General features: G+C 69.4%; 25 protein-coding genes. 14 read left to right on the plus strand and 11 right to left on the minus strand.

What is annotated here, in order from left to right:
• Window positions 1–198 precede the first annotated feature (198 nt).
• Window positions 199–468 (minus strand): DUF2061 domain-containing protein, encoded by a 270-nt coding sequence (locus AC1RCS_RS13755; RefSeq protein ID WP_492245127.1) that lies wholly within the window; start codon window positions 466–468, stop codon window positions 199–201.
• Between the two features lie 265 nt (window positions 469–733).
• On the opposite strand from AC1RCS_RS13755, the gene AC1RCS_RS13760 reads away from it, so the two are divergent.
• The 6 genes from AC1RCS_RS13760 (at window position 734) to AC1RCS_RS13785 (ending at window position 7,742) form a co-directional block, all read left to right on the plus strand.
• A complete protein-coding gene (locus tag AC1RCS_RS13760; protein ID WP_218297064.1) occupies window positions 734–1,789 on the plus strand; it encodes an SPFH domain-containing protein in 1,056 nt (351 codons plus the stop codon).
• A gap of 104 nt (window positions 1,790–1,893) precedes the next feature.
• Window positions 1,894–3,405 (plus strand): DUF4178 domain-containing protein, encoded by a 1,512-nt coding sequence (locus tag AC1RCS_RS13765; RefSeq protein ID WP_492245128.1) that lies wholly within the window; start codon window positions 1,894–1,896, stop codon window positions 3,403–3,405.
• A gap of 98 nt (window positions 3,406–3,503) precedes the next feature.
• Window positions 3,504–3,725 (plus strand): DUF350 domain-containing protein, encoded by a 222-nt coding sequence (locus AC1RCS_RS13770; protein ID WP_370627755.1) that lies wholly within the window; start codon window positions 3,504–3,506, stop codon window positions 3,723–3,725.
• A gap of 91 nt (window positions 3,726–3,816) precedes the next feature.
• Window positions 3,817–5,337 (plus strand): polyamine aminopropyltransferase, encoded by a 1,521-nt coding sequence (locus AC1RCS_RS13775; protein ID WP_492245265.1) that lies wholly within the window; start codon window positions 3,817–3,819, stop codon window positions 5,335–5,337.
• A 195-nt stretch (window positions 5,338–5,532) separates the two neighbouring features.
• Window positions 5,533–7,239 carry an NAD(P)-binding protein gene (locus AC1RCS_RS13780; protein ID WP_492245129.1) on the plus strand — a complete coding sequence of 569 codons (1,707 nt, stop codon included), beginning with the start codon at window positions 5,533–5,535 and terminating at the stop codon, window positions 7,237–7,239.
• Between the two features lie 5 nt (window positions 7,240–7,244).
• The gene (locus AC1RCS_RS13785; protein WP_492245130.1) at window positions 7,245–7,742 is read left to right on the plus strand and encodes a L,D-transpeptidase family protein; all 498 of its coding nucleotides are present in this window, start codon (window positions 7,245–7,247) and stop codon (window positions 7,740–7,742) included.
• A 61-nt stretch (window positions 7,743–7,803) separates the two neighbouring features.
• Here AC1RCS_RS13785 and AC1RCS_RS13790 read toward each other — a convergent pair whose 3' ends face one another.
• Together AC1RCS_RS13790 and AC1RCS_RS13795 are read right to left on the minus strand one after the other, a co-directional pair.
• On the minus strand, window positions 7,804–8,355 hold the full coding sequence (locus AC1RCS_RS13790) for a GNAT family N-acetyltransferase (RefSeq protein WP_492245131.1): 552 nt from the start codon (window positions 8,353–8,355) through the stop codon (window positions 7,804–7,806).
• Window positions 8,356–8,389: 34 nt separating this feature from the next.
• On the minus strand, window positions 8,390–8,989 hold the full coding sequence (locus AC1RCS_RS13795) for a helix-turn-helix domain-containing protein (protein ID WP_218339391.1): 600 nt from the start codon (window positions 8,987–8,989) through the stop codon (window positions 8,390–8,392).
• A 187-nt stretch (window positions 8,990–9,176) separates the two neighbouring features.
• Between AC1RCS_RS13795 and AC1RCS_RS13800 the strand changes: the two genes are divergently transcribed.
• Window positions 9,177–10,532: an esterase-like activity of phytase family protein gene (locus AC1RCS_RS13800; RefSeq protein ID WP_492245132.1), complete on the plus strand. Its 1,356-nt coding sequence runs from the start codon at window positions 9,177–9,179 to the stop codon at window positions 10,530–10,532.
• A gap of 205 nt (window positions 10,533–10,737) precedes the next feature.
• Here AC1RCS_RS13800 and ggt read toward each other — a convergent pair whose 3' ends face one another.
• Together ggt and AC1RCS_RS13810 are read right to left on the minus strand one after the other, a co-directional pair.
• Window positions 10,738–12,369 carry a gamma-glutamyltransferase gene (gene ggt, locus AC1RCS_RS13805; RefSeq protein ID WP_492245133.1) on the minus strand — a complete coding sequence of 544 codons (1,632 nt, stop codon included), beginning with the start codon at window positions 12,367–12,369 and terminating at the stop codon, window positions 10,738–10,740.
• Window positions 12,370–12,450: 81 nt separating this feature from the next.
• On the minus strand, window positions 12,451–13,401 hold the full coding sequence (locus AC1RCS_RS13810; protein ID WP_492245266.1) for a Bug family tripartite tricarboxylate transporter substrate binding protein: 951 nt from the start codon (window positions 13,399–13,401) through the stop codon (window positions 12,451–12,453).
• Window positions 13,402–13,540: 139 nt separating this feature from the next.
• On the opposite strand from AC1RCS_RS13810, the gene AC1RCS_RS13815 reads away from it, so the two are divergent.
• From AC1RCS_RS13815 to AC1RCS_RS13825, 3 genes are all read left to right on the plus strand, one after another.
• Window positions 13,541–14,497 carry a LysR family transcriptional regulator gene (locus tag AC1RCS_RS13815; protein WP_492245134.1) on the plus strand — a complete coding sequence of 319 codons (957 nt, stop codon included), beginning with the start codon at window positions 13,541–13,543 and terminating at the stop codon, window positions 14,495–14,497.
• A gap of 88 nt (window positions 14,498–14,585) precedes the next feature.
• Entirely contained in the window at window positions 14,586–15,290 is a 705-nt protein-coding gene (locus AC1RCS_RS13820) for a riboflavin synthase subunit alpha (protein WP_218297073.1), read from the plus strand.
• 47 nt (window positions 15,291–15,337) lie between these two features.
• A complete protein-coding gene (locus AC1RCS_RS13825) occupies window positions 15,338–15,841 on the plus strand; it encodes a GNAT family N-acetyltransferase (RefSeq protein WP_492245135.1) in 504 nt (167 codons plus the stop codon).
• Here the strand turns inward: AC1RCS_RS13825 and gcvA are convergent.
• Window positions 15,814–16,716 carry a transcriptional regulator GcvA gene (gene gcvA / locus AC1RCS_RS13830; RefSeq protein WP_492245136.1) on the minus strand — a complete coding sequence of 301 codons (903 nt, stop codon included), beginning with the start codon at window positions 16,714–16,716 and terminating at the stop codon, window positions 15,814–15,816. The two genes, AC1RCS_RS13825 and gcvA, sit on opposite strands and share 28 nt — an antisense overlap.
• An 80-nt stretch (window positions 16,717–16,796) precedes the next feature.
• Between gcvA and AC1RCS_RS13835 the strand changes: the two genes are divergently transcribed.
• Together AC1RCS_RS13835 and AC1RCS_RS13840 are read left to right on the plus strand one after the other, a co-directional pair.
• A complete protein-coding gene (locus AC1RCS_RS13835; RefSeq protein ID WP_218297075.1) occupies window positions 16,797–17,696 on the plus strand; it encodes a DMT family transporter in 900 nt (299 codons plus the stop codon).
• Window positions 17,697–17,770: 74 nt separating this feature from the next.
• Window positions 17,771–18,268: an NUDIX hydrolase gene (locus tag AC1RCS_RS13840; protein WP_218339396.1), complete on the plus strand. Its 498-nt coding sequence runs from the start codon at window positions 17,771–17,773 to the stop codon at window positions 18,266–18,268.
• Window positions 18,269–18,375: 107 nt separating this feature from the next.
• Here AC1RCS_RS13840 and AC1RCS_RS13845 read toward each other — a convergent pair whose 3' ends face one another.
• The 5 genes from AC1RCS_RS13845 to AC1RCS_RS13865 all read right to left on the minus strand — a co-directional run bounded on the left by AC1RCS_RS13845 (window position 18,376) and on the right by AC1RCS_RS13865 (window position 24,170).
• Window positions 18,376–19,353: a Bug family tripartite tricarboxylate transporter substrate binding protein gene (locus AC1RCS_RS13845; protein WP_218339397.1), complete on the minus strand. Its 978-nt coding sequence runs from the start codon at window positions 19,351–19,353 to the stop codon at window positions 18,376–18,378.
• A 38-nt stretch (window positions 19,354–19,391) separates the two neighbouring features.
• On the minus strand, window positions 19,392–20,573 hold the full coding sequence (tcuB, locus tag AC1RCS_RS13850; protein ID WP_492245137.1) for a tricarballylate utilization 4Fe-4S protein TcuB: 1,182 nt from the start codon (window positions 20,571–20,573) through the stop codon (window positions 19,392–19,394).
• Complete coding sequence (gene tcuA, locus AC1RCS_RS13855; RefSeq protein ID WP_492245138.1) at window positions 20,560–22,026, minus strand: FAD-dependent tricarballylate dehydrogenase TcuA; 1,467 nt, start codon at window positions 22,024–22,026, stop codon at window positions 20,560–20,562. Before tcuA ends, tcuB begins: the two co-directional genes overlap by 14 nt.
• 192 nt (window positions 22,027–22,218) lie before the next feature.
• On the minus strand, window positions 22,219–23,202 hold the full coding sequence (locus tag AC1RCS_RS13860; protein WP_218297080.1) for a LysR family transcriptional regulator: 984 nt from the start codon (window positions 23,200–23,202) through the stop codon (window positions 22,219–22,221).
• Between the two features lie 152 nt (window positions 23,203–23,354).
• On the minus strand, window positions 23,355–24,170 hold the full coding sequence (locus AC1RCS_RS13865; protein WP_492245139.1) for an IclR family transcriptional regulator: 816 nt from the start codon (window positions 24,168–24,170) through the stop codon (window positions 23,355–23,357).
• 101 nt (window positions 24,171–24,271) lie between these two features.
• Here AC1RCS_RS13865 and AC1RCS_RS13870 point away from each other — a divergent pair, with 101 nt between their 5' ends.
• On the plus strand, window positions 24,272–25,294 hold the full coding sequence (locus AC1RCS_RS13870) for a tripartite tricarboxylate transporter substrate binding protein (RefSeq protein WP_492245140.1): 1,023 nt from the start codon (window positions 24,272–24,274) through the stop codon (window positions 25,292–25,294).
• Window positions 25,295–25,328: 34 nt separating this feature from the next.
• Window positions 25,329–26,816 (plus strand): class I adenylate-forming enzyme family protein, encoded by a 1,488-nt coding sequence (locus AC1RCS_RS13875; RefSeq protein ID WP_492245141.1) that lies wholly within the window; start codon window positions 25,329–25,331, stop codon window positions 26,814–26,816.
• Window positions 26,817–26,828: the final 12 nt, after the last annotated feature.

The following is a 26,828-nucleotide window of genomic DNA, read 5'->3' on the forward strand; positions in this document are numbered from 1 at the left end:
TTGAGTGGCTTGGCCTGGTAACCACAGCTTCCCAAATCCGAGACGGATGAACAACCTATTGAGACATCACACCTAGCCGGGGCCGGCGGGGGCCAGCCCGGCCAGGCGCTGGACCAGCCAGCGCTGAAAAGCCAGGCCCGTGGCGGTGCGGCTGCGCAGGGGGATTGTGTACATGGTGGCTCCTTGGGATGACGGGGGTCAGCCGGCCTGCAGCGCCGCGTTGGGCGTGTGGGCCAGGGCGGCATCGCGCGCGCGGCGCCGGGCGGCGCGGTCCCAGGCCTTCTCATGGAAGAAGAAGGCCACCGCCTGCACCGTGGGTTCGAGCAGGCTCAGCGTGAGCGAGGCCCACAGGTTGCCGGTCACGGCGTAGGCCACCAGGGCGGCCACGCCAATGTGGATCAGGTAGTAGCTGCCCGTCTTCAGCAGCATGGTCTTGTTCTGGCGGGCGGCGCGGCGGATGTGGGACATGGAGGACTCCGGGTATCTGCAGGCCCCGCCGTGGCGGCAGGGATGAAGGAATGGTAGTCATTCTCAATAGCAAAAGCCAATTGGTACTGGCTAATACAAACATAGGCGCTATCAAACGCCCGCGCCGGACGGGTGGTGCGGCGGGGCCGCGCCCGGGTGGGAAGCCCTTCACGCCGGCGGGCTGAAAAAAGCGCCGGCCGGCACCGGTGCCGTTGCTATGATGGCCGCTCTTTTCAACCCCCTCTTACAACCGCCGGGAGCACACATGGCCCTCATGGACTTCATCAAGAAACAGTTCATTGACATCATCCAGTGGACTGAAGAGGGGGACGGCACCCTGGCCTGGCGTTTCCCGATGGCGGGCATGGAAATCCAGAACGGCGGCACGCTGGTGGTGCGCGAGTCGCAGATGGCGGTGTTCGTGAACGAGGGCCAGGTGGCCGACGTGTTCGCGCCCGGCACCTACAAGCTCACCACGCAGACGCTGCCGGTGCTCACCTACCTCAAGAACTGGGACAAGCTCTTCGAGTCCCCCTTCAAGAGCGACGTCTACTTCTTCAGCACGCGCCAGCAGATCGACCAGAAGTGGGGCACGCCCCAGCCCATCACGATCCGCGACAAGGACTTCGGCGCCGTGCGCCTGCGCGCGTTCGGCAACTACGCGTTCCGCATCGCCGACCCCAAGCTGTTCCACACCGAGATCTCCGGCACGCGCGAGTCCTACCCCGTGGCCGACCTCGAAGGCCAGCTGCGCGGCCTGGTGCTGCAGAACATCAGCAACGCCATCGCGGGCAGCGGCCTGCCGTTCCTGGACCTGGCGGCCAACCAGGTCATGTTCGCCGATGCGTTGACCAAGGAACTCGCGCCCGTCTTCGCCAAGCTGGGCCTCCTGATCGAGAACCTCACGGTGCAGAACGTCTCGCTGCCCGAGGAGCTGCAAAAGATCCTCGACCAGAAGATCGGCATGGGCATGGTGGGCAACGACATGGGCAAGTTCATGCAGTACCAGACGGCGCAGGCCATCCCCAAGTTCGCCGAAGGCGCGGGCAATGGCGGTGGCGGCATCGCGGGCGACGCCATGGGCCTGGGCGCGGGCGTGGCGCTGGGCCAGGTGCTGGCGCAGAACCTGCAGCAGGGCCTGCAAGGCGGCGGTGCGGCCGCGCAGGCAGCGCCTGCGGCGGCTGCTGCTGCCGCAGTGGGCGTCAAGCCCGAGGACGTGATGGCCACGCTGGAGAAGCTGGGCGAGCTCAAGTCCAAGGGCATCCTGACCCAGGAAGAGTTCGACGCCAAGAAGGCCGAACTGCTCAAGAAGCTGGTCTGATTCCGGTTGCTATCATAAATATAGCTGCTTGCGCTGGAGGGATCAGCGCCAGAGGCCAAAAAGGCCCCAAAGCCGCGTAGCGCGGCGCAGGCAGCAGCCCCCCGATGGCCACCGACCCCACACAGCGTTACTACCGCGCGCCCTGCCCGGGCTGCGGCGCGCCGGTTGAATTCCGCAGCGCGCAGTCCACGCACGCCGTCTGCGGCTACTGCCAGAGCACCGTGGTGCGCAACGGCGACGTGCTCCAGCGCCTGGGCAAGATGGCCGAGCTGTTCGACGACCACAGCCCGCTGCAGCTCATGGCCAGCGGGCGCATCCAGCTCGATGGCAAGGATGTGCCCTTCACCCTCATCGGCCGCCTGCAGTACAAGGGCGACGCGGGCACCTGGACCGAATGGGCCGCCTTTTTGCAGGACGGCACCCTGGCCACGCTGGGCGAGGACAACGGCGCCTACGTCTTCACCCGCCCCATCGACCCGGGCCGCGAGATGCCCGAGGCCGCGCGCTTTCGCATCGGCAGCACCACCGCCATCAACGGCAAGCCCTACAGCGTGGCCTACACGGGCCAGGCATCGCTCATCTCGGCCCAGGGCGAGCTGCCCAAGCTGCCGCCGCTGGGCCATCCGTTCGGCATGGTCGAGCTGCGCAGCGCCGACGGCGAAGTGGTCAGCATCGACTACGGCCACACGCCGCCCAACGTCGAGCGCGGCAAGGCCGTGCTGCTGGAAGACCTGCAGCTCACCGGCCTCAAGGACGAATCGGCCAAGGACGAAAAAGGCCGGCAGTTCAACTGCCCGCACTGCGGCGCGCCCGTGCAGGTGCAGCTGTCCACCTCCAAGAGCGTCACCTGCGGCTCGTGCGCCAGCATCATCAGCCTGGACAGCGGTGTGGGCGGCGAGCTGCGCTCGGCCGAGCAGGACGAGCCCGTGCAGCCCCTCATTCCGCTGGGCAGCAAGGGCCAGCTGCAGGGCGTGCACTGGCAGGTGGTGGGCTTTCAGCACCGCATGGGCGTGGAGCCCGGCGACGACGAGCATTTCGGCTGGAGCGAATACCTGCTCTACAACCAGAAGCGCGGTTTTGCCTTCCTGGTCGATTCCGAAGAAGGCTGGAGCATGGTGCGCCCCACCACGGGCGCGCCGCAGATGGCGGCCACGGGGCGCTCGGCCACCTACATAGGCACCAAGTACGACCTCAAGTACACCTACGAGGCCGAAACCACCTATGTGCTGGGCGAGTTCTACTGGCAGGTCACGCGCGGGCAGAAAACCACCAACCGCGACTTCGCCAGTGCCAAAGGCCTGCTCTCGATGGAGCAAAGCCCCAATGAGATCACCTGGTCGGCCGGCGACAAGCTCGCCAGCGACACGGTGGCCAAGGCCTTCAAGCTCGACGACAAGAAAGACGTGCTGCAGCGCGACGACCCGGGGCCCTTCGTGGCCAAGTCCGGGCTGGGCTGCGGCACCGTCATCCTCATCGCCATTGTCATCCTCATCCTGCTGTTGCTGCTCAGCCGCTGCAGCCGCTGCGACCCGCGGGTGGAGAACTGCTCGTCGTCCAGCTACCGCAGCTCGGGCGGCTCGTATGGCGGGTATTCGTCCGGCGGCAGCCACAAGTAGCCCCGGGTTGCCGCAAGCCCCCGGGGGGCGCCGGCAGTTTTGCAACCTTTCCCGCCAGCCTGTCTGGCGGCAACCTTTTCGTTCAAGGAGATCACATCATGATGGGAATCGAATGGCTCAGGCCCGCGGCGTTCCTCGGGTCCATCCTGTATGCGCTGATTGGCGTGGTCATCTTCTGGCTGTGCTTCGTCATCGTCGACAAGATCACGCCGTATGACCTGTGGCGCGAAATCGTCGAGAAGCAGAACCAGGCGCTGGGCCTGGTGGTGGCGGCGATGTGCCTGGGCATCAGCATCATCGTGGCGGCGGCGATCCACTGACGCACCTTGCCTGAAGCGGCGCCCCCCCGGGGCCGCGCCGGTGACCGCCTTGCAATCCGACCTGAATTCCCCCGCCTCCCCGCCCGAGGCCATGGGCGCCCGCTCCGGCCCCCGCCCCATCGAGATCGCCCTGCTCACCAGCGTCTTCGTCGTGGCCGCCTGCGGCCTGCTGTACGAGCTGGCCGCGGGCGCGCTCGCGTCCTATGTGCTGGGCGACTCGGTGCTGCAGTTCTCCACCATCATCGGCACCTACCTGTTCGCCATGGGCGTGGGTTCGTGGCTGTCGCGCTACTTCGAGCGGCAGCTGCCCGCGCACTTCCTGCGCATCGAGCTGCTGGTGGCGCTGGTTGGCGGCGCGCTGCCGGCCACCCTGTTCCTGGCCAACGCCTACACGCCGGGCGCGTTCCGCTTCCTGCTGTACGGCATGGTGCTCATGGTGGGCACGCTGGTGGGGCTGGAGATCCCGCTGGTCATGCGCATCCTCAAGCGCAACGTGGCGCTCAAGGACCTGGTCTCGCAGGTGCTCACGTTCGACTACCTGGGCGCGCTGGCGGTGTCGCTGGCGTTCCCGCTGCTGCTGGTGCCGCACCTGGGGCTCATCCGCACGGGGCTGCTCTTCGGCCTGATGAACGCGGCCGTGGCGCTGTGGGCGGTGTGGCTGTTCCGGCATGAATTGCGGCGCCTGAAGGCGCACCTGGTGGCCTGCGTGATGGTGCTGGGCATTTTGCTGGCCGCCCTGGCGGGGGCCGAGTACATCACCAGCGTGGCCGAAGACAAGTTCTACCAGGACCGCATCGTGTTCAGCACCGCATCGCCCTACCAGCGCATCGTGGTCACGCACGGGCGTGTGGGGCACCGGCTGTACCTCAACGGCAACCTGCAGTTCGCGCAGTCCGACGAGTACCGCTACCACGAGGCCCTGGTGCACCCCGCCATGTCGGCACACGGCGCGCCCAAACGCGTGGCGGTGCTGGGCGGTGGCGACGGCATGGCGGTGCGCGAGATCCTCAAGTACCCGTCGGTCGAGTCCGTGACGCTGGTCGAACTGGACCCGGCCATGACAAAGATCTTCAGCGAGAACCCCACGCTCGCGCGCCTGAACGGCAACGCCTTGCAGAACCCCAAGGTGAAGATCGTCAACACCGATGCCTTTGGCTGGCTGCAGGAGGGATCGGACACGTTTGATGTCATCGTGGTGGACTTTCCCGACCCCACCAATTTTTCCATCGGCAAGCTCTACACCAACAGCTTCTATGCGCTGCTGGACAAGCGCCTGGCGGCCAGCGGCTACGCGGTGGTGCAGACCACGTCGCCGCTGGTGGCGCGCCAGAGCTTCTGGACCGTGGTGCAGACCATCGAGTCCGTGGGCCTGCAGGCCGCGCCGTACCACGCCCATGTGCCCAGTTTTGGCGAATGGGGCTTCATCATCGCCAGCCGCAGGCCCTGGCGCCTGCCCGGGGCCTTGCCCGATGGCCTGCGGTTTCTGGGCACCGACTCGCTGCCCCTGCTGTTCGATTTTCCGCGCGACATGGCGCGGGTGCCCGCCGAGGTGAACCGGCTGTCCAACCAGGCGCTGGTGCACACGTACGAGCGCGAGTGGGGAAAACATTGAGAAGCCCCCCTGAGCCGCTTCGCGTCTTCCCCCCGCTCTCGCAGCGCTGCGCGCAGCGGGCAGGGGGACGCCCCCAGCGCACGCCAGCGAAGCGCCGCCAATGCGGCTTTGTGGCCCTTGCGCGGGGGCCGCTGGTCTGGGCCGCGCCGGTCGCAAGCCGCGCAGGCGTTGCGTACACCCGGAGACACTGACGCCATGCAACGTCGCCATTTCCTAGCCACCGCCGCCGCCTCGACTGCCGCCGCGGTGCTCCTGCCGGGTTGCGACAAGGCCCCTCGCGTCTTGGAAGGCGGCTTCACCGGCATCGACATGGCGCGCGGCCACCAGCTGCGCGACTGGCTCAAGACCGGCTCCTGGCCCGCGCCGGCCGTGGTGCGGCGCGCGCAGGTCATCATCGCGGGCGGCGGCGTGGCGGGGCTGGCGGCGGCGCGGTCGCTGCGGCTGGCGGGCATCGCGGACTTCGCGCTGCTGGAGCTGGAGGACAGCGCGGGCGGCAACAGCCGGGGCGGCGCGGTCCAGGGCGTCGCCTGCCCGCTGGGCGCGCACTACCTGCCGGTGCCCGGCGACGATGCGCGCGAGGTGCAGGACCTGCTGGAAGAGCTGGGCCTGCGCCAGCGCGTGGCCGGCCGCTGGCGCTACGACGAGCGCCACCTGTGCCACAGCCCGCAGGAGCGCCTGTTCTTCGAGGGCGCATGGCAGGAAGGCCTGCTGCCGGTGCAGGGCGTGGACGATGCAACCCTGGCCCAGTACCGCCGCTTCGCGCAGGCCGTGGCGCAGCAGTCCAAGGCCGCGCGCTTCACCATGCCGGTGCTCAAGTCGCTGGACGCCAGAAAGCCCCTGGCACCCGCGCACCAGGCGCTGGATGCGGTGACGTTCGACGCCTGGCTGCAGCAGCAGGAGCTGGACGATCCGCACCTGCGCTGGTACCTCGACTACTGCTGCCGCGACGACTACGGCGCGGGCACCGCGCGCGTGTCGGCATGGGCGGGCATCCACTACTTTGCGAGCCGCCATGGTTTTCACGCCCCGGGCGAGGCCGCGGACGAGGCACGCGAAAGCGTGCTCACCTGGCCGCAGGGCAATGGCTGGATCACCCAGCGCCTGGCGGCCCCGCTGCAGAACAGTGCCCAAGGTGGCGGCCAGCTGCGCGCCGCCACCAGCGTATTGCGCATCACCGAGAATCGCCACGGCGTGGAGGTGGATGCCTTCAACCACGCCACCGACAGCGTGGAGCGCTGGCAGGCGCCGCGCTGCATCGTGGCGCTGCCGGTGTTCATGGCGGCGCGCGTGGTGCAAAACCCGCCCGCGTTCCTCACCGGCGCCGCAAGGCGCCTGGGCTGGGCGCCCTGGCTCGTGGCCAACATCCACATCGACAGTGCCCTGACCGACAGGCCCGGCGCCGCCCCCGCCTGGGACAACGTTCTGTACGCCGACCCCACGGCGGGCGGCCTGGGCTACGTGAACGCCGGACACCAGCGCCTGGACGCGCGTGCCGTGCTCGCGGGGCCCACGGTGCTGACCTACTACCAGGCGCTGGGCGATGCTCCCGACGGCCGCCAGCAACTCGCCACCCAGCCCTGGCAGCACTGGGCCGATCCGATCCTGGCCGCACTGGCGGTGCCCCACCCCGACCTGCGCCAGCGTGCCACGCGCGTGGACATCACGCGCTACGGCCACGCCATGGCCATCCCCACGCCCGGGATGCTCGGCTTTTTAAGTCAAATTGGCCTCCAGCGCTTACCAGGAAAGCGCAGGCAGCTATCAAATGGTGAGCAAACGCCCTGGATTCCCACCCCCGCCACGGCGCGGCTGGCGTTCGCGCACAGCGACTGGTCGGGCTACTCGGTGTTCGAAGAGGCCTTCACGCGCGGGCACGGCGCGGGGCTGGTGGCGGCGGGCTGACCCCGATGGCCGGGCCTGAACTGCACATCCACGTGGCGCAGCAGCGATTGCACCTGGTGGTGGCCGGGGCCATCGAGCGCAGCTACCAGGTATCGACCGCCCTGAACGGCGTGGGCGAACGCAAGGGCAGCGGCTGCACCCCGCGCGGCCAGCACCGCGTGCGCGCCAAGGTGGGCGCGGGCTGCGCGCCGGGCACGGTGTTCGTCGGGCGGCGGGCCACCGGCGAGATCTATTCGCCCGCGCTGGCGGCACGGCACCCGGGGCGCGACTGGATCCTGTGCCGCATCCTCTGGCTGGCCGGCTGCGAACCCGGCGTGAACCGGGGCGGCGCGGTGGACACGCTGCGCCGCTTCATCTACATCCATGGCTGCCCGGAGGGCTCGCCCCTCGGGGTGCCCGCCTCGCACGGCTGCGTGCGCATGGCCAATGCCGACGTGATGGACCTGTTCGACCGGGTCGCCGTCGGCACGCTGGTGCGCATCGAGGAGGGCGCCGCCTCCTGACAGGGGGCGGGCGCCATGACACCAGGCCCCACCCTTGCCAGGGGCGGCGCCCTCCTCGGTGTCAGCCGTCGATGGGGGTGCGGGGGGTGTCCAGCGTGAGCTGGTAGAACGCCGCATCCAGCCATCGCCCAAACTTGAAACCCACCTGGGGCATCGTGCCCGTGTGCACGAACCCCAGCTGCTGGTGCAGCCGGATGCTGCCTGCGTTCGCCGCGTCGATGCACCCCACGATGGCGTGGATGTCGGCGGCCTTCGCCCGCTCGATCAAGGCCCGCATCAGCCAGGCGCCCAGTCCGCGGCCCCGGCAGTCCTTGTGGACATAGACACTGTGCTCGACCGTGTACTTGTAGGCCGGAAACGCGCGGAATGTGCCCCACGAGGCAAAGCCCAGCAGCCTGCCCTGGGCATCGGCGGCCCCCAGCACCGGGAATCCGCCGGCCCGCTTGGCGGCGAACCAGCTGGCCATGGCCGGCGGCGGGCGGGGCACATAGTCATACAGCGCCGTCGAGGTCACGATGGCATCGTTGAGGATGTCCAGAATGGCGCTGGCATGCGCTGGCTCGGTGCAGTCGATGAGATGGACGTCGGGAGAGGGCGTGGTGGTGGAGTTCATGGTGGCGGAGATGGACAAAGTGGCGGGAATCCGGTCAGCGGTGGCCGTGGGCGGCCACATCGCAGAGAGCGACCAGGTAGTGGGCCTCCTGGTCGGCGGGATTGGAAAAGACCAGGGGCTCCGTGAGCCGCACGGCCAGGCAGTCGCCCTTGCGCAGCACATGGAGCGTGTCTCCCTGCGAGATCTCCATGCGGCCTTTGAGCACCCACACCTGCTGGTGCAGCGAGCCGTCCAGCCGGCCGCCCTCGTAGGCCACGCGCGCGCCGGCGGGAAACCGCACCTCCGCCAGCTGCAGCGGTGAGGGCCACGCGGGGGGCGACACCTGCTTTCTCACATAGCCGGACTGCGGGTCCACCCACTCCACCTGGTCGCCATGCCGCACCAGCGGAGCGGCCCGCGCCGGGGTGGGCGGCGCCTCGCCGAACAGTTCGCCCAGCGACACGCCCAGCGCCGATGCCAGGCGGTCGAGCACCACCGCCGTCGGGTTGGTCTGGCCCCGTTCGATCACGGAGATCATCGAGCGGCTCACGCCGGAACGGGCGGCCAGGCTGTCGAGGCTGTCGTTGCGCGACGCACGCAGCCCATGGATGCGGCGGCCAATCCTGGCGCTGATGTCCTCGGCGGAGAGGGGCATTGGATTTCCATCAAATGGGATTTTGTCCATCATATTGGATTTTTGGCCGCGTCGGACCACCCGCCCGCACGGCAAGGGGGGTGTCCAGGTTTTCCGGTGCGTAGAAAAGAACGCGCGCGTGCCCTCCGTCACTTCCCTGTCACACCGCCCCGGCATCGTCCGCCTTTTGTTTCTTCAAAGTCGACGCATGTTTCACCTCTCACGCATTGCTGCTGGCGCCACCTTGGCCTGCGCTGCCCTGGTTCCTTCCCACGCCCAGCAGGCCTACCCCGCCACGCTGGCGGGCCACGCCGTGCTGCCGGCCTTCACGCTGATCGCCGCGCCCAAGGACGCCCCGCAGGACCTGCAGGCCAGCGGCAAGTTCACTACCCCGCGCCGCGTGGAGGCCGTGGGCACCGTGATGGGCCAGTCGGGCGGGCGCGACACCGGCGTGTCCGTGCCCTTCAGGGGCCAGCCCATCCAGGGCCATTCGGGCATCAAGCGCATGGCCGACGGCTCGTTCTGGATCCTCACCGACAACGGCGCGGGCGCCAAGGCCAATTCGCCGGATTTCATGCTCTACCTCAACCACTACGCCGTGGACTTCAAGAGCGGCCAGTTCAACCGGATCAAGACCGTGTTCCTGCACGACCCGGACAAGAAGGTGCCGTTTCGCATCACGCACGAAGGCACGGAACAGCGCTACCTGACCGGTGCCGACTTCGACCCCGAGAGCTTCCAGTTCGCGGGCGGCGCGCTGTGGATCGGCGACGAGTTCGGTCCCTCCCTCATCAAGGCCGACCTGAACGGCAAGGTGCTGGGTGTGTTCGAGACCAAGGTGGGCGGCAAGGTGGTGCGCTCGCCCGACGCCCCCGGCGTGCTGATGCCCGGCGCGCCGGACGCCAAGCCCACGCCGTTCGAGGTCAAGCGTTCCAAGGGCTACGAAGGCATGGCCGCGTCCAGGGACGGCAGCAAGCTCTATGCGCTGCTGGAAGGCGCGCTGTGGAACGAGGAGGCCAAGGCGTATGAGAACGTGGGCGGCAGGCAGTACCTGCGCGTGCTGGAGTTCGATGTGAAGTCCGAGCAGTGGACGGGCCGCCACTGGAAGTACGTGCTGGAGGCCAACCACCACGCGATCGGCGACTTCAACATGATCGACAGCACCACGGGTTTGATCATCGAACGCGACAACGGCGAAGGCACAGCCGACAAGGCCTGCCCGGAAGGCCACAAGCGCACCGACTGCTTCCACGACCTGGCCAAGTTCAAGCGCGTCTACAAGGTCGAGATGAGCGACGCCAACGTGGGCGGCGAGATCCGCAAGGTGGGCTACATTGACCTGATGAACATCCAGGACCCGCAGCGCCTGGCCCGGAAGCCGCTGAACAACGGCGTGCTCACCTTCCCGTTCTTCACCATCGAGAACGTGGACGTGGTGGACGGCACACACATCGTCGTGGGCAACGACAACAACCTGCCCTTCAGCAGCAGCCGCGAGCCGAACAAGGCCGATGACAACGAGCTGGTGCTGCTGGAAGTGGGCGAACTGCTGCGGGCCAGGTAGGGGCAAGCCGGTCGGCGCATGCCGGGAGCGGGCTGATGATGCCTTGGCGCCCCGGCCCGCGCACCCCGCCCTGCGCTGCGTTACGTTGAGCGGCCGATCAGGGGCCGGCGAGGCGGGTGCGCTGATCGATGAATCGCCACCAGCTATCCAAAGAGGAGCGAGTGACGCGGCTTCGCCGCGGGCCCGCCTGCCCGCCCGCTGGCGCTCAGTGCGCCGCGTCCATGCGCAGCTTGTACGCCACGCCATCGCGCCCGGGGTCGGCGCCGCCGTGCAGGCCGTCGGGCTGCACCTGCACGCCGTGCACCCAGCCAATGGTGTAGTTGTAGGGGTTGCGGCCGACCGCGTAGCCCTGGGCTTCGAGCGCGCGCGTGGTGTGGCGCGGGATGCGGTTGCACACGTCGATGGCGTTGCTGGTGGACGAAAACCGCGGCGCCGACACGGCGGCCTGCATCTCCATGCCGTGGTCGATCACGTTGAGCAGCACCTGCAGCACGCCCATGGCGATCTGCGTTCCACCCGGTGCGCCCAGCACGGTGTCCAGCCCGCCGTCCTTGAACGTCATGGTGGGGCAGGACGACGTGAAGCGGCTCTTGCCCGGCTGGATGCTGCCCGCACGGCCCGGGCGCGGGTCGAACACGCCCATGCAGCCGTTGTACAGGAAGCCCATGCCCGGCGTGATGATGCCCGAGGGCATGGCCAGCGAGTGCGTCATCGACACGGCGTTGCCGTCCGCATCGACCACGCTCAGGTGCGTGGTGTCGCGTGGCACGGGCGCGCCGGGGTTCACGCGCTCCACGCTGAAGCGCTGGCCCGCGCGGATCTGTTCGGCCGCCTCGCGGGCCATGTCCTTGGACAGGAGCTTGTCGAGCGGCACGTCGAAGAATTTCGGATCGCCGATGCAGCGGTCCTTGTCGGCCGTCGCCTTCTTCATCGCCTCGCACACCAGCCGGAGGTATTCGGGGCTGTTGTGCTCCATGCCGCGCAGCTCGAAGTGCTCCAGGATGTTGAGCATCTCCAGCAGCATGGCGCCGCCGCCGGGGGGCTGGTTGGTGGTGACGGTGCGGTCGCGGTAGCTGCCCACCAGCGGCGGGTTGCGCGTGACCTCGTACCGGGCCAGGTCCTCGAGCGTGATCAGCGCGCCCAGCGACTGCAGGTGCGCGAACATCTTCTGGGCCAGATCGCCCCGGTAGAACGGCTGCGAGCCCTCTTCGGCGATCTGGCGCAGCACGCTGGCCATGCCAACGTTCCGCAGCGGCGTGCCGATGGGCTTGGGGCGGCCGTCGGGGCGGCAGTATAGGTTGCGGCTGTCCTCGCAGTACTGCAGGCGCTCCAGGTTGCCGACGCGGCCCATGGCGGGCTCGTCGATCCAGAAGGCGTGCATGCCGGGGCGCACAAAGAAACCGTCCGAGGCCCAGCGGATCGCGGGCTCCACCACCTGCTTCCACGGCAGGCGGCCGTGCGCCTGGTGCATGGCTTCCAGGCCCTTGAGCGTGGCGGGTGTGCCAATCGACTGGGGGCCGATGTCGTTGACGCGGCCTGTCAAGATGAAGCCGAAGCCGTCCTTGGTCTCGCCTTCGAGCAGGTGCTCCCACATGTTCTCCCGGGCCGCCAGCGGCGCGGGCGAGTGGAAGTCGAAATACTCATGCACTTGGGCGCCGGGCAGGTACACGGCGGCCGTGCCAAAGCCCGCAATGCCGCACATCAGCGGATCGACCACCGTCTGGGCCAGGGCGCAGGCGACCGCCGCATCCACGGCATTGCCGCCGGCGCGCAGGATGTCGATACCGGATTCGGCGGCCTCGGGCTGCGGGCAGACCACCATGGCTTCTTTTTTCATAGCATTCAAGGGCGAACCCCGTGCGGCATCAGTGACACGGCACGGGGTGGATTGAGAGAGAGGGGCTTGCGGGGCGCGGGCTTACTTGGCGCTGAGGTTCAGCTTCTCGAGCGTGGGGCCCCAGGCCTTGGCGTCGCGCACCGTGGTTTCCATGACCAGCGACGCAGGCCCGGACACGGCGATCACGCCCATGGTCTTGAGCTTGGCCTGCACTTCGGGGCTCTTGTGGAAGCTTTCCGTGGCCTTGTTGAGCTTGTCCACGATGTCGGCCGGCGTGCCGGCGCGCGCCACCACGGCGCTCCATCCCAGGGAGTCAAAACCCTTCACGCCCAGCTCGCCCAGGGTGGGCACATCGGGCAGCTCGGGTGCGCGCTGGGGGGACAGCACGGCCAGCGCATTGAGTTTCTTGGCCTTGATGTGCGGCAACGCTGTGCCATACACCACGCCCATCAGTTCGGTCTGCCCGCCCATGGTGGCCATGACGCCGTCGGCTTCGCCCTTGTAGGGGATGTGGGTCATCGAAATGCCCAGCGCTTCATTCACCAGTTCCACGGCGAGGTGGGTGGAATTGCCCAGTCCGGCGGACGCGAAGTTGAGCTTGCCGGGGGCCGCCTTGGCCTTCTCCGTCAGGTCTTTCAGCGTCTTGATGCCCGTGGCGGGATTGGCCGACAGCACGATCGGCACGGTGGTCAGCATGGCCACGCCCGTGAAATCCTTCTCGGGGTTGTAGGCCAGGGGTTTGTAGGTGAACTGGTTGAGCACCATGAGCGACACGCTGCCGTACAGCAGGGTGTAGCCGTCGGCGGGCGCGCTCAGCGCGTTCTGTGCGGCAATGAGCCCCCCTGCGCCGGGCTTGTTTTCCACCACGATGGTGCCGCCCAGGGCCTTGCCGGCATGTTCTGCCCACAGGCGCGCGATCGTGTCGGAGCTGCCGCCCGCCGCCTGCGAGACCACCAGGCGCACGGGACGGTTTGGGTAGGCGCCTTGCGCATGCGCGGCGGTGGCCGTGGCGGCTGCGGCAGCGACGCCCATCAGTAGCCTGGAGACGTTGTTGATTGTGTTGAACACGGTGACCTCGACGGGGAAGTTACAGAAAAGATGAGCACATTGTCATGACGAATACTGCTGATTGCCTAGTGAAAAGGCAGAATGGGGCCATGAGGATTTGTTCATGATTGATCGTTCGGAAGGCACGTCCTGGGCGCGGCGCATCAAGGTCCGGCACCTGGAGTCGTTCCTGGTGCTGGACGAGGCGGGCACGCTCACGCTGGCGGCGGCGCGGCTGCACATGACGCAGTCGGCCATGTCGCACTGGCTGGCCGAGATGGAGGGCGTGGTGGGCTCGGCGCTCGTGGTGCGTGGGCGCAAGGTGCAGCTCACGCCCGCCGGGCACCTGCTCAAGCGGCTGGCCATCAACGTGCTGGGCGACATTGCCCGCACGGGCCGGGAGATGCACGCCATGGCCGAGGGACGCGTGCCGCGCCTGAACGTGGGCAGTGTCTGGGCGGGTATCGCCGGCGGCCTGCCCGAGGCCGTGAGCGCCTTTCAGCAGGACCATGCCGATGTGGCCGTGTCGATCCACGACGGGCCGTTCGACCATCTGCTCAAGGGGCTGGAGACGGGCGCGCTCGATGCCGTGATCGGCGTGCTCGATGCGCGGGCCCACCGGCCGGGGCTGGACCACCAGGTCCTGTTTGACGACCAGGTGGCCGTCGTCATCGGGCACGGCAGCAAGCACTGGTCGCGCAGCGCGGGGCTGGGCTTCGCGGACGTGCTGCACGAAAACTGGGTCATGCCGCCCAGCGGCACGCTGACGCGCATCCAGATGGATGCCTACCTGATCGCGCAGGAGGCCTCATGGCTGGTGCCGAAGGCCGAGACGGCGTCGCTGGCCATGATGCAGGCGCTGTTGCACAAGGGCGACTATGTGGGCGTGTGTTCGGAATCCATGGCCGACTACATGGCGTCGCTGGGGCTGTTCAGGAAGATCGCCATCGACTCCAGCATCCGCTTCGGGCCCATCACCGTGGTCTGGCACCGCGAGCGTGTCTCGGCCACGCTCATGGACTTTGTCGGCTGCCTGGTGGGCCAGGCGCGGCGTGCGCCCCCGCTGGCGCACAGCCCGTAGGCGCGGCGGGACCGCGCCGCCCCGGCGCGCGGGGCCGGGTGGCAAAATTGAAGGCCCTCCCCTCTGCCACCTACCCGGAAACCGCGCCATGTTCACAGGCATCGTCCAAGCCACGGCAGGCATTGCCGCCATCCACGATCGCGCAGGCCTGCGCACCTTCACGCTCGACTTCCCGGAAGGCTTCTGCCAGGACCTCGCCATCGGCGCCAGCGTGTCCACCGACGGCGTGTGCCTCACGGTGACGGAAATCCTCTCGCCCACGCAGGCCAGCTTCGACGTGATGCTGCAGAGCCTGAACATCACCACGCTGGGCGGCTACCAGCAGGGCGACCGCGTGAACGTGGAACGCGCGGCCAAGGACGGCGCCGAGATCGGCGGCCACCCGCTGTCGGGCCATGTGGACTTCACCGGCACGCTCATCGAGCGCCGCGAGTTCGACAACAACCTGGTGTGGCGCGTGGCCGTGCCCGAGGCGTTTCGCCGCTACATCTTTGCCAAGGGCTACATCGCCATCCACGGCGCGAGCCTCACGGTGGCCGAGGTGAACCGGCAGGAGGGCTGGTTCGAGATCTGGATGATTCCCGAAACGCGCCGTGCGACGGTGTTTGAACACAAGAAGGTGGGCGACCCGCTCAACATCGAGATCGAGCGCAGCACCCAGGTGGTGGTGGACACGGTGCGCGAGGCCGTGCAGGAAAGCCTGGGCCGGCTGCAGCCGGTGCTGGAAGCCCTGCTCAGGGAAAAGGGCCTGTCGCTCGACGACTTCGTGCAGCCGCCGGTGTTGCCGCATTGAATGGAACACATCCGGGCCCTGGCGTGGTGGCCCCTTCCGATGATCCGATGACGAGGGTGCGCCCCCTGGCCGTCACCGACCTGCCCGGCCTGCTCGCGGTGCAGCTGGCCTGCTATGGCGCGGGCTTCGTGGAGAGCGGCGAGGTCTTCGCGGCCCGCCTGGCCAGCCCGGCCAACTGCTCGCTGGTGCTGGAGCGCGCGGGCGTGGTGTGCGCCTATCTGGCGGCCTACCGGTCGGTGATGGGCAAGGTGACGCCACTGCATGGCGGCTTCGAAGCCGTGCCGCAGCCCGATACGCTCTACCTGCACGACATGGCCGTGCTGCCCGGCTGCGCGGGCCGGGGCCTGGCCCGTGCGCTGCTGCAGCCGATGTGGGAAGGGGCGCGGGGCCAGGGCCTGCGGCACACGGCGCTGGTGTCGGTGCAGGGCTCGCAGGCGTACTGGGAGCGGCAAGGCTATGCCGTGCAACCCCTGGCCGATGCGGCGCAGCGCGAACGGCTGGCGAGCTATGGAGACGGCGCGGTCTACATGGTGCGTGCACTCGCTCCCTGACCGGCGCTCCCCTGCGCCATGACCCAGTCGCGAAAGCGGCGCAGCGCGGGGTCGATCAGGGCTTCGGGCCGGTACACCAGGTGGTAGGCCAGCGGCGCCGGAAGGGGCTTGCAGTGCACGCAGACCAGCTCGCGCGCGTCCAGCTCCTGCTGCACGAGCGCACGCCTTGCCAGCGCAAAACCCCGCCCGGCCACGGCGGCCTCGATGGCCGCGTTCGAATGCGCGAACACCACGCCGCCGTCGCAATCCACGCCCGCCACGCCATGCGCCTCGCACCACAGGCGCCAGTCGCCACGGTGCTCGTCGTGCAGCAGCCGGGCGCTGGTGATGTCGGCCACGCGCGCCGACCGGCGCGGCGCGAGCAGGCGCGGGCTGCACACGGGCACCAGGTCGTCGGCCACCAGCACCTCGGAGCGCAGGCCGGTGTATGCACCCTGCCCATGGCGCACGGCAAAGTGCACGCCTTCGGCCGCGAGGTCCACCGCGCGGTTGGTCGTGCCCACGTGCACGTCCATGTCCGGATGCTGCTGCAGGAAGCCATGCAGGCGCGGCACCAGCCACTGCACGGCGAAGCCCGGCGTGCAGCTCACCAGCACCACGTGCCGCCGGTTCGTCGACGCGATGCGCGAGGTGGCATGCCCGATCAGGGCCAGGCCCTCGGCACAGGCCGCCTGGTAGTCGCGCCCGGCCGCCGTGAGCGCCAGGCCGCGCGGCTGGCGCTCGAACAGCGCGCAGCCGAGGAACTCCTCGAGCTTGCGCACCTGCTGCGAGACGGCGCCGGGCGTGACATGCAGCTCCTCGGCCGCGCGCCGCACGCTGGCGTGGCGGGCCGTGGCCTCGAAGAAGCGGACGGCGATCAGGGGCGGCAGGCGCATGGTGCTTGTATAGCGTGGCTAAACGGGTGTGCAGGATAAATGGTTTGCCGCCACGGCACCATGCCCCGAAGATGCCGGGCATGAACCTCCCCAGCCTGCTCCGTCTTTTCGCCCTGGCCGCCCTGTGGGGCGGCAGCTTTCTCTTCATGCGCATCGCCGCGCCGGTGTGGGGGGCGGTGCCCACCGCGTTCGGCCGCGTGGTGCTGGGCGCGGCGGGGCTGCTCGCGCTGCTGGCGGTGGTGCGGCTGCGGCCCGCGTTCGGGGGCAAGCTGGGCGCCGCGCTGGTGCTGGGCGCCATCAATTCGGGCATACCGTTCCTGATGTTCGCGCTGGCCGCGCGCGTGCTGCCAGCGGGCTACAGCGCCATCCTCAATGCCACCACGCCGCTCATGGGCGTGGTGATCGGTGCGCTGGCATTCGGTGAGCGCCTCACGCCCGCCCGCGTGGGCGGCGTGCTGCTGGGCATGGCGGGCGTGGCGGTGCTCGCGCAGGCGGGGCCGGTGGCGCTCAGCGCGCCGGTGCTGGGCGGCATCGCCGCCTGCCTGGTGGCCACGGCCTGCTACGGCCTGGCGGGCTTTCTCACGCGGCGCTGGATCACGCAGCGCGGCGGGCTCGACAGCCGCCTGGTGGCGCTGGGCAGCCAGTGGGGGGCCGTGCTCGCGCTGGCGCCGTTCGCCCTGTGGGAGGCGGCGCACCAGCCGGTGGCCACCTGGCTCGCGGCCGGCCCCGCCGTCTGGGGCGCGATGCTGGCGCTGGGCCTGCTGTGCACCTCGGCCGCCTACGTGCTGTATTTCCGGCTCATCGCGGACGTGGGGCCCGTCAAGGCGCTCACCGTGACCTTCTTGATCCCGCTGTTCGGCGTGGCCTGGGGCTGGCTGGTGCTGGGCGAGGTGGCCACGCTGGCGCACGCCGCTGGCGGCGTGCTGATCGCGCTGGCGCTGTGGCTGGTGCTGCGGCCCGCACCGGCCCCGCAGCGCTGAGCGCGGCACGGAGCTGCGAAGGGCGATGCCGGCCGCGGCAGCGCGCGTCATGGCCCGTGGTCATAATGCGCGCCATGCCCCACCGCTGGAAACCCAACGTCACCGTGGCCGCCCTCATCGAGCGCGATGGCCGTTTTTTGCTGGTCGAGGAAGAGACGACCGACGGTCTCAAGCTCAACAACCCCGCCGGCCACCTGGACCCGGGCGAATCGCCCATCCAGGCCTGCGCGCGCGAGGTGCTGGAAGAGACGGCCCATGATTTCGTGCCCACGGCGCTCGTGGGGGTGTACATGAACCGGTTCACCAAGACGCGCACGGGCGACGACATCACCTACATGCGCTTTGCGTTCGCCGGCACCCTGGGCACGCACCATGCGTGGCGCCCGCTGGACGCGGGCATCGTGCGTTCGGTCTGGATGACGCTGGACGAGATCAGGTCCTGCGCCGACCGCCACCGCACGCCACTGGTGCTGCAGTGCATCCAGGACTACCTGGCCGGGCAGCGCTTTCCGCTGGACTTGATCCATACCGACCCCAGCGTGCTGCAGATGCCGGACACGGCGCGGCCCTGAGGCCCGGGACTGCCGCATCCTCTTCACCGGCGTGCCGTGCTGGCAGCGGTCACGGCCCCAGGTCCACGCACGCCGTGCAGTGCCTCAAGGGAGTGATTCTTCCCCCTCTACTCCGCCGTGAGCTTGCGCTCCTTGATGATGGTGGCCCACTGGGTCGATTCCTTCTTCATGAAGGCCGTGAGTTCGGCGCGCGTGGTGGGCTGGGGCGTGAGGCCATGCTTGTTGAGCGCCTCTTTCACGCCCGCGTCGTTCAGCACCTTCACGATCTCCTGGTTCCAGCGTTCCAGCAGCGGCACCGGCGTTTTGCCCGGCGCCACGAAGGCGTACCAGTTGAGCGCCTCGAAGCCGGGAAAGCCCGATTCCGCCACGGTGGGGATATTGGGCAGATAGGCCGGCCGCGTGAGGCCCGTGGTGGCCAGCGGGATCAGCTTGCCCGTTTCGACATGCGGCAGCGCGGTGGGGGGCGCGGCAAAGTACGAGGTGACGCGTTCGCCCAGCAAATCCTGCAAGGCGGGTGCCCCGCCCTTGTAGGGCACATGGGTCATGTCGATGCCCGCGCGCTGGTTGAACAATTCGCCCGCCAGGTGGGATGCCGAGCCCGCGCCCGTGGAGGCGAAGTCCACGCTGCCGGGCTTCTTCCTGGACAGCTGCACGAATTCTGCGAGCGTCTTCGCGCCCGCAGCCTTGTGCACCACCAGCACGTTCGGAAAGTTCACACCCCCCGACACCGCCGCCAGGTCCTTGAACGGGTCATAGGTGAGCTTCATCAGGTGCGGCGCGATGGTGAGCGGTCCCACCGAGCCCAGCAGCAGCACCGTGCCGTCCGGCGCCGCATTGGCCACGAACTGGTGCGCGATGTTGCCGCCCGCCCCGCCCTTGTTGTCCACCACCACCGACTGGCCGATGTTCTCGGAGAGCTTCTTGGCGATCAGGCGGGCGGCCGCATCGGCCGCGCCGCCCGCGGCAAAGCCCACGACCAGGGTGACGGGCTTCTTGGGCGGAAAGTCTTGCGCGGCGGCGCCGAAGGCCAGGGGCAGGATTGCCAGCGCCAGGGCGCATTGCAGCAGGGTTCGTTTGGGGGTCATGGGGTCTCCTTCATCGTGGGTTGTGTGGTGTCAGTGAATCAATCAGCGCCCAGCCCGATGGGGTTGGGCTGGCGCTTTTCCACCGCATGGCGCAGCAGCGATGCGGTGCGGAAAATGCCGTGCGCGAACTTGCCGTAGGGCAGGGTGGCGAACAGCGCCATCACCGCGCCCAGGTGCAGGCACAGCAGCAGCGGCAGGGCGGGCGTGCCGCGCGCGGCCCAGAGCAGCAGGCCGCTGGTGGCGGTGAGGAACAGCAGCGCGATGAAGGCGCGGTCCATGGGCTTTTGCGCGGCGTCGCCATGCTGTGGGTGACGGCGCAGGTTCAAGCGCCACAGGCCCGCCGTGCCGATGGCAAGGCTGATGCCGCCCACGCCGCCCAGCAGCTTGGGCAGGCTGGGCAGGTCGTACGGTGCGGGCGCGCCCAGCAGGTAGTGGTACAGCGTGGCGACGCTGGTGGCGGCAAAGCACAGCATGAAGCCGTAGAACGTGAGGTGGTGAAACCGCCGGCGCGACAGGGTGTAGGCATCGTCCTCGTTGTGGCAGCCGTCGCCATGGCCGCCGTCCAGGTATTTGAGGCGCAGCACCGCGTCGGCGGCCTCGGCCGTGGCGGGCGCGCTCAGTGGCGCGCCGCTGGTGGCGGGCGTGATATCGCGCCAGAAGCGGCGCACGCCCAGGCCCAGCGCCAGCGTGGCGAACAGGAACACCGGCGCGAACAGGCCCACCAGCAGGTTGTGCGGAAAGATGCCGTAGAAGCCGCCCACGGGCGACTGCCACAGCGCACCCAGGCCCTGGCCATGCAGCGCTACGGCCAGCACCATGAACAGCGTGAGGCCTGCCACCAGGGCCAGTGCCAGGGTCAGCCCGTTGCGCTGGTAGAGCGCACCGAGCGCCAGGGGCCAGGCGTAGTCGGTGTAGGTCTGCCCCCGCACCTGGGCCATGGCCTGCGGTACGTTCACCGCAAATTCATGCGGCGGCGCGTATTGGCAGGCGTGCAGGCAGGCACCGCAGTTGTGGCACAGGTTGGCAATGAAGTGGATGTCGGCCTTGCCAAACTCCAGCCGCCGCGTCATGGCGGGGAAGACGGCGCAAAAGCCCTCGCAGTAGCGGCAGGCGTTGCAGATCTGCAGCTGACGGGCCACTTCGGTTTCGGGGGCCGACAGCACGATGTTGCCGTTCGCCAGCGCCCGGGCGTCGCGCGTCAGGGCTTCAAGCGTTTGCATCACTAACTCCTGTTTTCATAGCTGCTGGCGCTTTGTGGATAAGCGCTGGAGTCTGTTTGGATGCCAAAGCGGCCTGTGCGCCCGCGATGCGGCCGAAGGCCGTGCCGATGCTCATACCCACCCCGGCCGTGTAGCCCTTGCCCAGCACGTTGCCGGCCATCATTTCGCCGGCCACGAACAGGTTGGGGCTCGGCACGTCGCCAAAGCGCACGGCGGCGGTGTCGTCGGTGCGCAGGCCCAGGTAGGTGAAGGTCACGCCGGGCCTGAGCGCGTAGCCGTAGAACGGGCCGGTGGCGATGGGCCGCGCCCAGTGGGTCTTGGCGGGCGCGATGCCCTCGGTGTGGCAGTCGTCCAGCGTGGTGTGGTCGAAGGTGCCCACGCGGCAGGCGGCGTTGTAGCTGTCCAGCGTGCGCATGAAGCGGTCCACGGGCAGGCCGAGTTGTTGCGCCAGCTCGGGCAGGGTGTCGGCCTTCACGCCCGGGAACACGGGCGGCATGAAGCGGCCGATGGCCTGGCTGTCGATGACCGAGTAGCCGATCTGCCCCGGCTGCTGCGCCACCAGGCGGCCCCAGATCGCGTATCGCTTGGGCCAGAAGTCCTCGCCCTCGTCGTAGAAACGCTCGCCATCGCGGTTGACCACCACGCCCAGCGACACGCAGTCGATGCGCGTGCAGATGCCGCCGTCGTACAGCGGCGCGCGCGCGTCGATGGCCACCATGTGCGCCTGCGTGGGGTCGCCGATGCGGTCGGCGCCGTGGTCGTCGAGCAGGTGGCGCAGCAGCACGCCCCGGTTGTAGGCCGTGCCGCGGATGAGGAAGTTGTCCGACGGCCACTCGCCGCGTTCGTTCTGGCCCCAGGCCTCGCGCAGCCATTCGCGATTGGACTCGAACCCGCCCGCCGCGAGCACGCAGCTCTTGGCCGTGATGCGCTCGCCGCCGGCCAGGTGCGCCGCGACGAAGCGGCCGTTGTCGATGTCCAGGCGCTCCACCGGGGCTTCGTAGCGCACCCGCACGCCCAGCGCCTCGGCGCTGCGGTAGTAGGCATTGACCAGCGCCTTGCCCCCGCCCATGAAGAACGCGTTGGTGCGCGCCACGTGCAGCGTGCCGGCCAACGCGGGCTGAAAGTGCACGCCGTGGCGGCGCATCCAGGGCCGGCAGGTGCTCGACTCGCGGATCACCAGGCGCGCCAGGTGTTCGTTGGTGAGGCCGCCCGTCACCTTGAGCAGGTCTTGCCAGAACTCTTCTTCGGGGTAGGCGCCGACCAGCACGTCCTGCGGCGCGTCGTGCATGCAGCGCAGGTTGCGGGTGTGGGCCGAGTTGCCGCCGCGCCAGGCGCGTGGGGCCGATTCGAGCAACAGCACGCTGGCGCCCGCCTCGCGCGCCATCAGGGCGGCGCACAGGGCGGCATTGCCGCCGCCGATGACGAGCACATCAACCACAGCGTCGCCGCTCATGGCCGGTAGCTCCAGGCCATGCGCTGTGCGTGGGGGAATGAAGAAGGGGTTTTGGGGCCCATGGGGTGTCTCCTGGCGAGGTCGCCGTGTCGTTCATCGTGGTGATGGCGACTGTAGGGAGACGTGGGCCCTCCGTGCAGCAGGCTCAGGTCATGGGGGTATCACGGATCGAGATGGCAGCGCGTGGCAGGTTCAAGCGGGCGCGCCCTCGCCACCGATCCATGTCGTTCCGAACCACTGGCCGGTGGCCACGAGTTGGCGCACGCAGTCGGCCACCACCACGCGCGTGGCCAGCGCGGCGGGCGAGAGCTCTTCGTCCGGCAGGCTGCACAGCAGGTTGACGCGGCGCGCGGGCGCGTCGGTCAGGCGCGCGCACTGGAAGCGCAGGGCGGCATCCGGGTAGCGGCCCATGGCGGCCCAGGGCTGCACGGTGGAGCCCAGGCCCGCGTCCACGGCGGCCATCACCATGGCGAGCGAGTCCACCTCCAGCACCACGTGCGGCGCCACGCGGTCGCGCGCGAAGGCGGTGTCCAGCGTGCTGCGCAGGCCGTGCGGGCCGGTGGGCAGGATCAGGGGTTCATGGACCAGTTCGGCCACCGTCAGGGTCTCGGGCAGCTGCCGGCCGCCGGGGTTGCCGGGGCCGCTGCGCGCGCAGATGAGGAACAGGTCTTCCTCGAGCAAAGGCGCCATCTCCCAGCGGCGCGCGCCGCTGGCCTGGCGCGCCTGGTGCAGGCGGGTGTCGAACAGCACGGCCAGGTCCAGCTCGCGCGCGTTGAGCATGGCCGTGAGGTGGCCCGACATGCTCTCGACCATGTGCAGCCGCACGTCGGGGTAGCGCGCGCGCATGGCCTGCATCAGCGGCAGGCCCAGCACGCTCGACGTGGTGGGCGCCAGGCCCACGGTGACGGTGCCCGACAGCCGCGCCTGCTGCGCGGCGCGCACGGCCTGGTCGGCATGGCGCAGGGTGAGCTGCGCCTCGCGGAAGAAGGCCAGCCCCGCCTCGGTGGGCGCCACGCCGCGCGGCGTGCGGTGCAGCAGGCGCGTGGCCAGCTCGCCCTCCAGCCGGGTGATCTGCTGGCTCAGCGCGGACTGCACCACGTCCAGGTCCAGCGCGGCGCGGCTCATGGAGCCGCGCTCCACCACGCGCACGAAGTAGCGCAGTTGTCTCAGTTCCATCGGGGTCCTCGGGGCCGCGGCCATCACGGCGCGTGATGGGGCGGATGTTCGCACATTCCGGCGCGACCGAGGTTTTGGTCGAAATAGGCCTGTAGCGCTTTATCCATAAGCGCTGACAGCTACTGTTTTGATAGTATCTGGCGCCCGGCCGCTCACACCCCGCCCGGCAGCAGCGCCGCCAGCGCCTCGCGCATCCAGCGCGCGATGAGCTGCTGGCGCTCGCGCGGCATGCGGTCCACGGTGGATGCCACGCTGATCGCGGCCACGGGCTCGCCGGCCACGTTGCGCACGGCCATGCCGGCGGCCAGCACGCCCTGGGTGGCGTGGTTGCCCACCACCGACCAGCCGCGCTCGCGCGTGGCGCGCACCAGGATGGCCAGGCGCTCGGGCGTCATGCCGCCGTAGCGCGGCAGCGCCTGCGCGTTGGCGGCGATGGCGGCCTGCATCTCGGCATCGGGCAATGCGGCCAGCAGCGCCAGGCCCGCCGCGCCCACGCCCAGCGGCTGGCGCGTGCCCACCTGGATCACGAGGATCTGCACCGGGTGCGTGCCCACGTGGCGGGCGATGCAGTGCGAGGTGGGCCCCTCGCGCACGATGGCGAAGGCCGCATCGCCGCAGGCGCGGCTCACGCGCTCCAGCACGGGCGCCAGGCGCATGGCCATGTTGGGCTGGCCCGCGGGCTCGGCCATGGCCGCAAGGCGCGGGCCCGCCACGTAGCGAAAGCGCCCGCGCTGCGCCACATAGCCGCTCTCCAGCAGCGTGGCCAGCAGGCGGTAGACGGTGGCGCGCTCCAGCCCCGCCGCGCGGCACAGGTCGACCACGCGCGCGCCGTCGCGACCCTGGGCCAGCACGGCGTCCAGCACCTGCAGGCCCCGGCGCAGCGTGCGGCTGCCGGGGTCGTCGGGGGCTTCGGGCGGGGATGGAACGTCCGGCAGGCGGACGTTTCGATTCGCAGGTCGGGAGGGCATGGGAAAGAATTTGTCCGTCGATGCAACCAGCGCGCAGTGTGCCGCAGAGCCACGCCGCCGGGGCGCCCAGACGGATTTTCAGACACACCAGGAGACAAGACATGACCTCGCACACCACCCCCTCTGCCACCCCCGGCACGGCCCCGCGCCGGCGCCTGCTGGCCCTGGCCGCCGCCATCGCCTGCACCGCCGCCCTGCCCCTGCAGGCCCAGACCGCCAGCGCCACGGGCTGGCCCGCCAAGCCCGTGAAGCTCGTCGTGGGCTATGCAGCCGGCGGCGCCACCGATGTGATCGCGCGGCTGGTGGCCGCCAGGCTCGGCGACCAGCTCGGCCAGCCCGTGGTGGTGGACAACCGCGCGGGCGCCAACAGCAACGTGGGCGCCGAGGCCGTGGCGCGCGCGCCGGCCGACGGCTACACGCTGTACGTCTACACCATCGCCAACACCATCAACGCCACGCTGTACCCCAAGCTCGGCTACGACCCGGTCAAGGACTTCGAGCCCATCGGCATGATCGCCAGGATTCCGAACATCCTGGTGGTCAACCCCAGGCTGCCCATCAAGAACCTGGCCGACTACGTGCGCTACGCCAAGGAGTCCAAGGACGGCATCACCTTCGCGTCCTCGGGCAGCGGCTCGTCCATCCATCTCTCGGGCGAGATGTTCAAGATGCAGTCCAAGCTCAAGATGCTGCACGTGCCTTACCGGGGCAGCGCGCCTGCCGTCACCGACTTGCTGGGCGGCCAGGTGGATTCGATGTTCGACAACACGCCCTCGGCGCTGCCGCATGTGCAGGCGGGCAAGCTGCGCGCCATTGCCATCACCAGCGCCCAGCGCTCGCCCTTGCTGCCGGATGTGCCCACGCTGGCCGAGTCGGGCTATGCGGGCTTCGACGTGCAGTCGTGGTTTGGTCTGGCCGCACCGGCGGGCACGCCGCGCGCCGTGGTCGAGCAGGTCAATGCGGCCCTCAACAAGGTGCTGGCCCAGCCCGAGGTGCGCAACCGCCTGCAGGAGCTGGCCGCCACGCCCGATGGGGGCACGCCCGACAAGATGCGCGGCTTTGCCGCCGCCGAGATCAAGCGCTGGCGCGAGGTCGTCAAGGAATCGGGCGCATCGGCCGAGTAATACGCAACCTCCCGCAACCTCCCCTGCCGCCCCTATGTTCCCCATCGACTTCTTCTGGCGCGCCGCCCAGCGCTGGCCCGACCGCATCGCCATCGACGCGCCCGAGGGCGCCATCCGCTACGACGCGCTGGCCGCCCGCGTGGCAGCGCTGGCGGCGGGCTTCACCGCCATCGACCCCACACCCCAAAGCCGCGTGGGCATCTGCGCGGGCAACAGCGCCGACCACATCGCTGCGCTGCTGGCGGTGCTGGCCTGCGGCAAGGTCTGGGTGCCGCTCAACCCCAAGAGCACCCGACCCGAAATCCGCCGCATCATCGACGCGACCGAGCCCTCCATCCTGGTGCTGGACGCGGCCTGCGCCGAGCTGCTCGACGGCGCGCCTGGCTTCCACCTGCCGACCGCAGGCTTGGCGGACCTTGCAGCCGCGCATGCCGGCGCGCCGCGCCCCGTGATCGATCTGCCGGGCGACGCGACCCAGGCCATCAAGTTCACGGGCGGCACCACGGGCGCGCCCAAGGGCGTGATGCAGCCCTACCGCGCGTGGATGGCCAACATCACCAACCAGATCCACGCCTGGGGCTTCGACGAGCACGAGCGCTACATCGTGGCCGCGCCCATCACGCACGGCACCTCCACCTACCTGCTGCCCATCCTGGCGCAGGGCGGCTGCCACGTGGTGCTGGCCGGCGCGGGCGCCGAGGCGGTGCGCACGGCCTTCCGCGAGCGCGGCGGCACGGTGTGCTTCATGCCGCCCACGCTGGTCTACATGCTGATGGCGCTGCCCGGCGTATCGCGCGCGGACTTTCCGCGCCTGCGCCGGCTCATCTACGGCGGCGCGCCCATGCCACCCGAGAAGATCCGCCAGGTGCGCGACTTCTTCGGCCCCGTGCTGGGCACCACCTACGGCCAGACCGAGGCGCCGCAGATCCTCACCGTGATGCAGCCCGGGGACTTCGAGGACCCGGCCAACTGGGCGGCCGTGGGCCGCACCACCTGGTTCAGCGACGTGGCCATCATGGCGCCCGACGGCCGCCTGCTGCCCCCGGGTGAGGTGGGCGAGGTGGTGGCGCGCGGCGACCTGCTGATGACCGGCTACTGGCGCCTGCCCGAGAAGACCGCCGAGACCCTGGTGGACGGCTGGCTGCACACGGGCGACCGCGGCCTTATCGACGAGCGCGGTTACCTCTACCTCAAGGACCGGCTCAAGGACATGGTGATCACCGGCGGCTTCAACGTCTACCCCGTGGATGTGGAGAACGCGCTGGGCCAGCACCCGGCCGTGCACGAATGCACCGTGTTCGGCCTGCCCGACGACAAGTGGGGCGAGACCGTGCAGGCCGCCGTGCAATTGCGCCCCGGCGCGCAGGCCAGCGAGGCCGAGCTGATCGCCTTCGTGCGCGAACGCCTGGGGCCGGTGCAGACGCCCAAGCACGTCCATTTCCACGAGAGCCTGCCGCGGTCGCCCGTGGGCAAGGTGCTCAAGTCCGCCGTGCGCGATGCGGCACTGGCCGCTACGGCCTGAAGGAACCATCCA

The sequence above is a fragment of the Acidovorax sp. GW823-FHT01C06 genome (genome assembly GCF_058798375.1).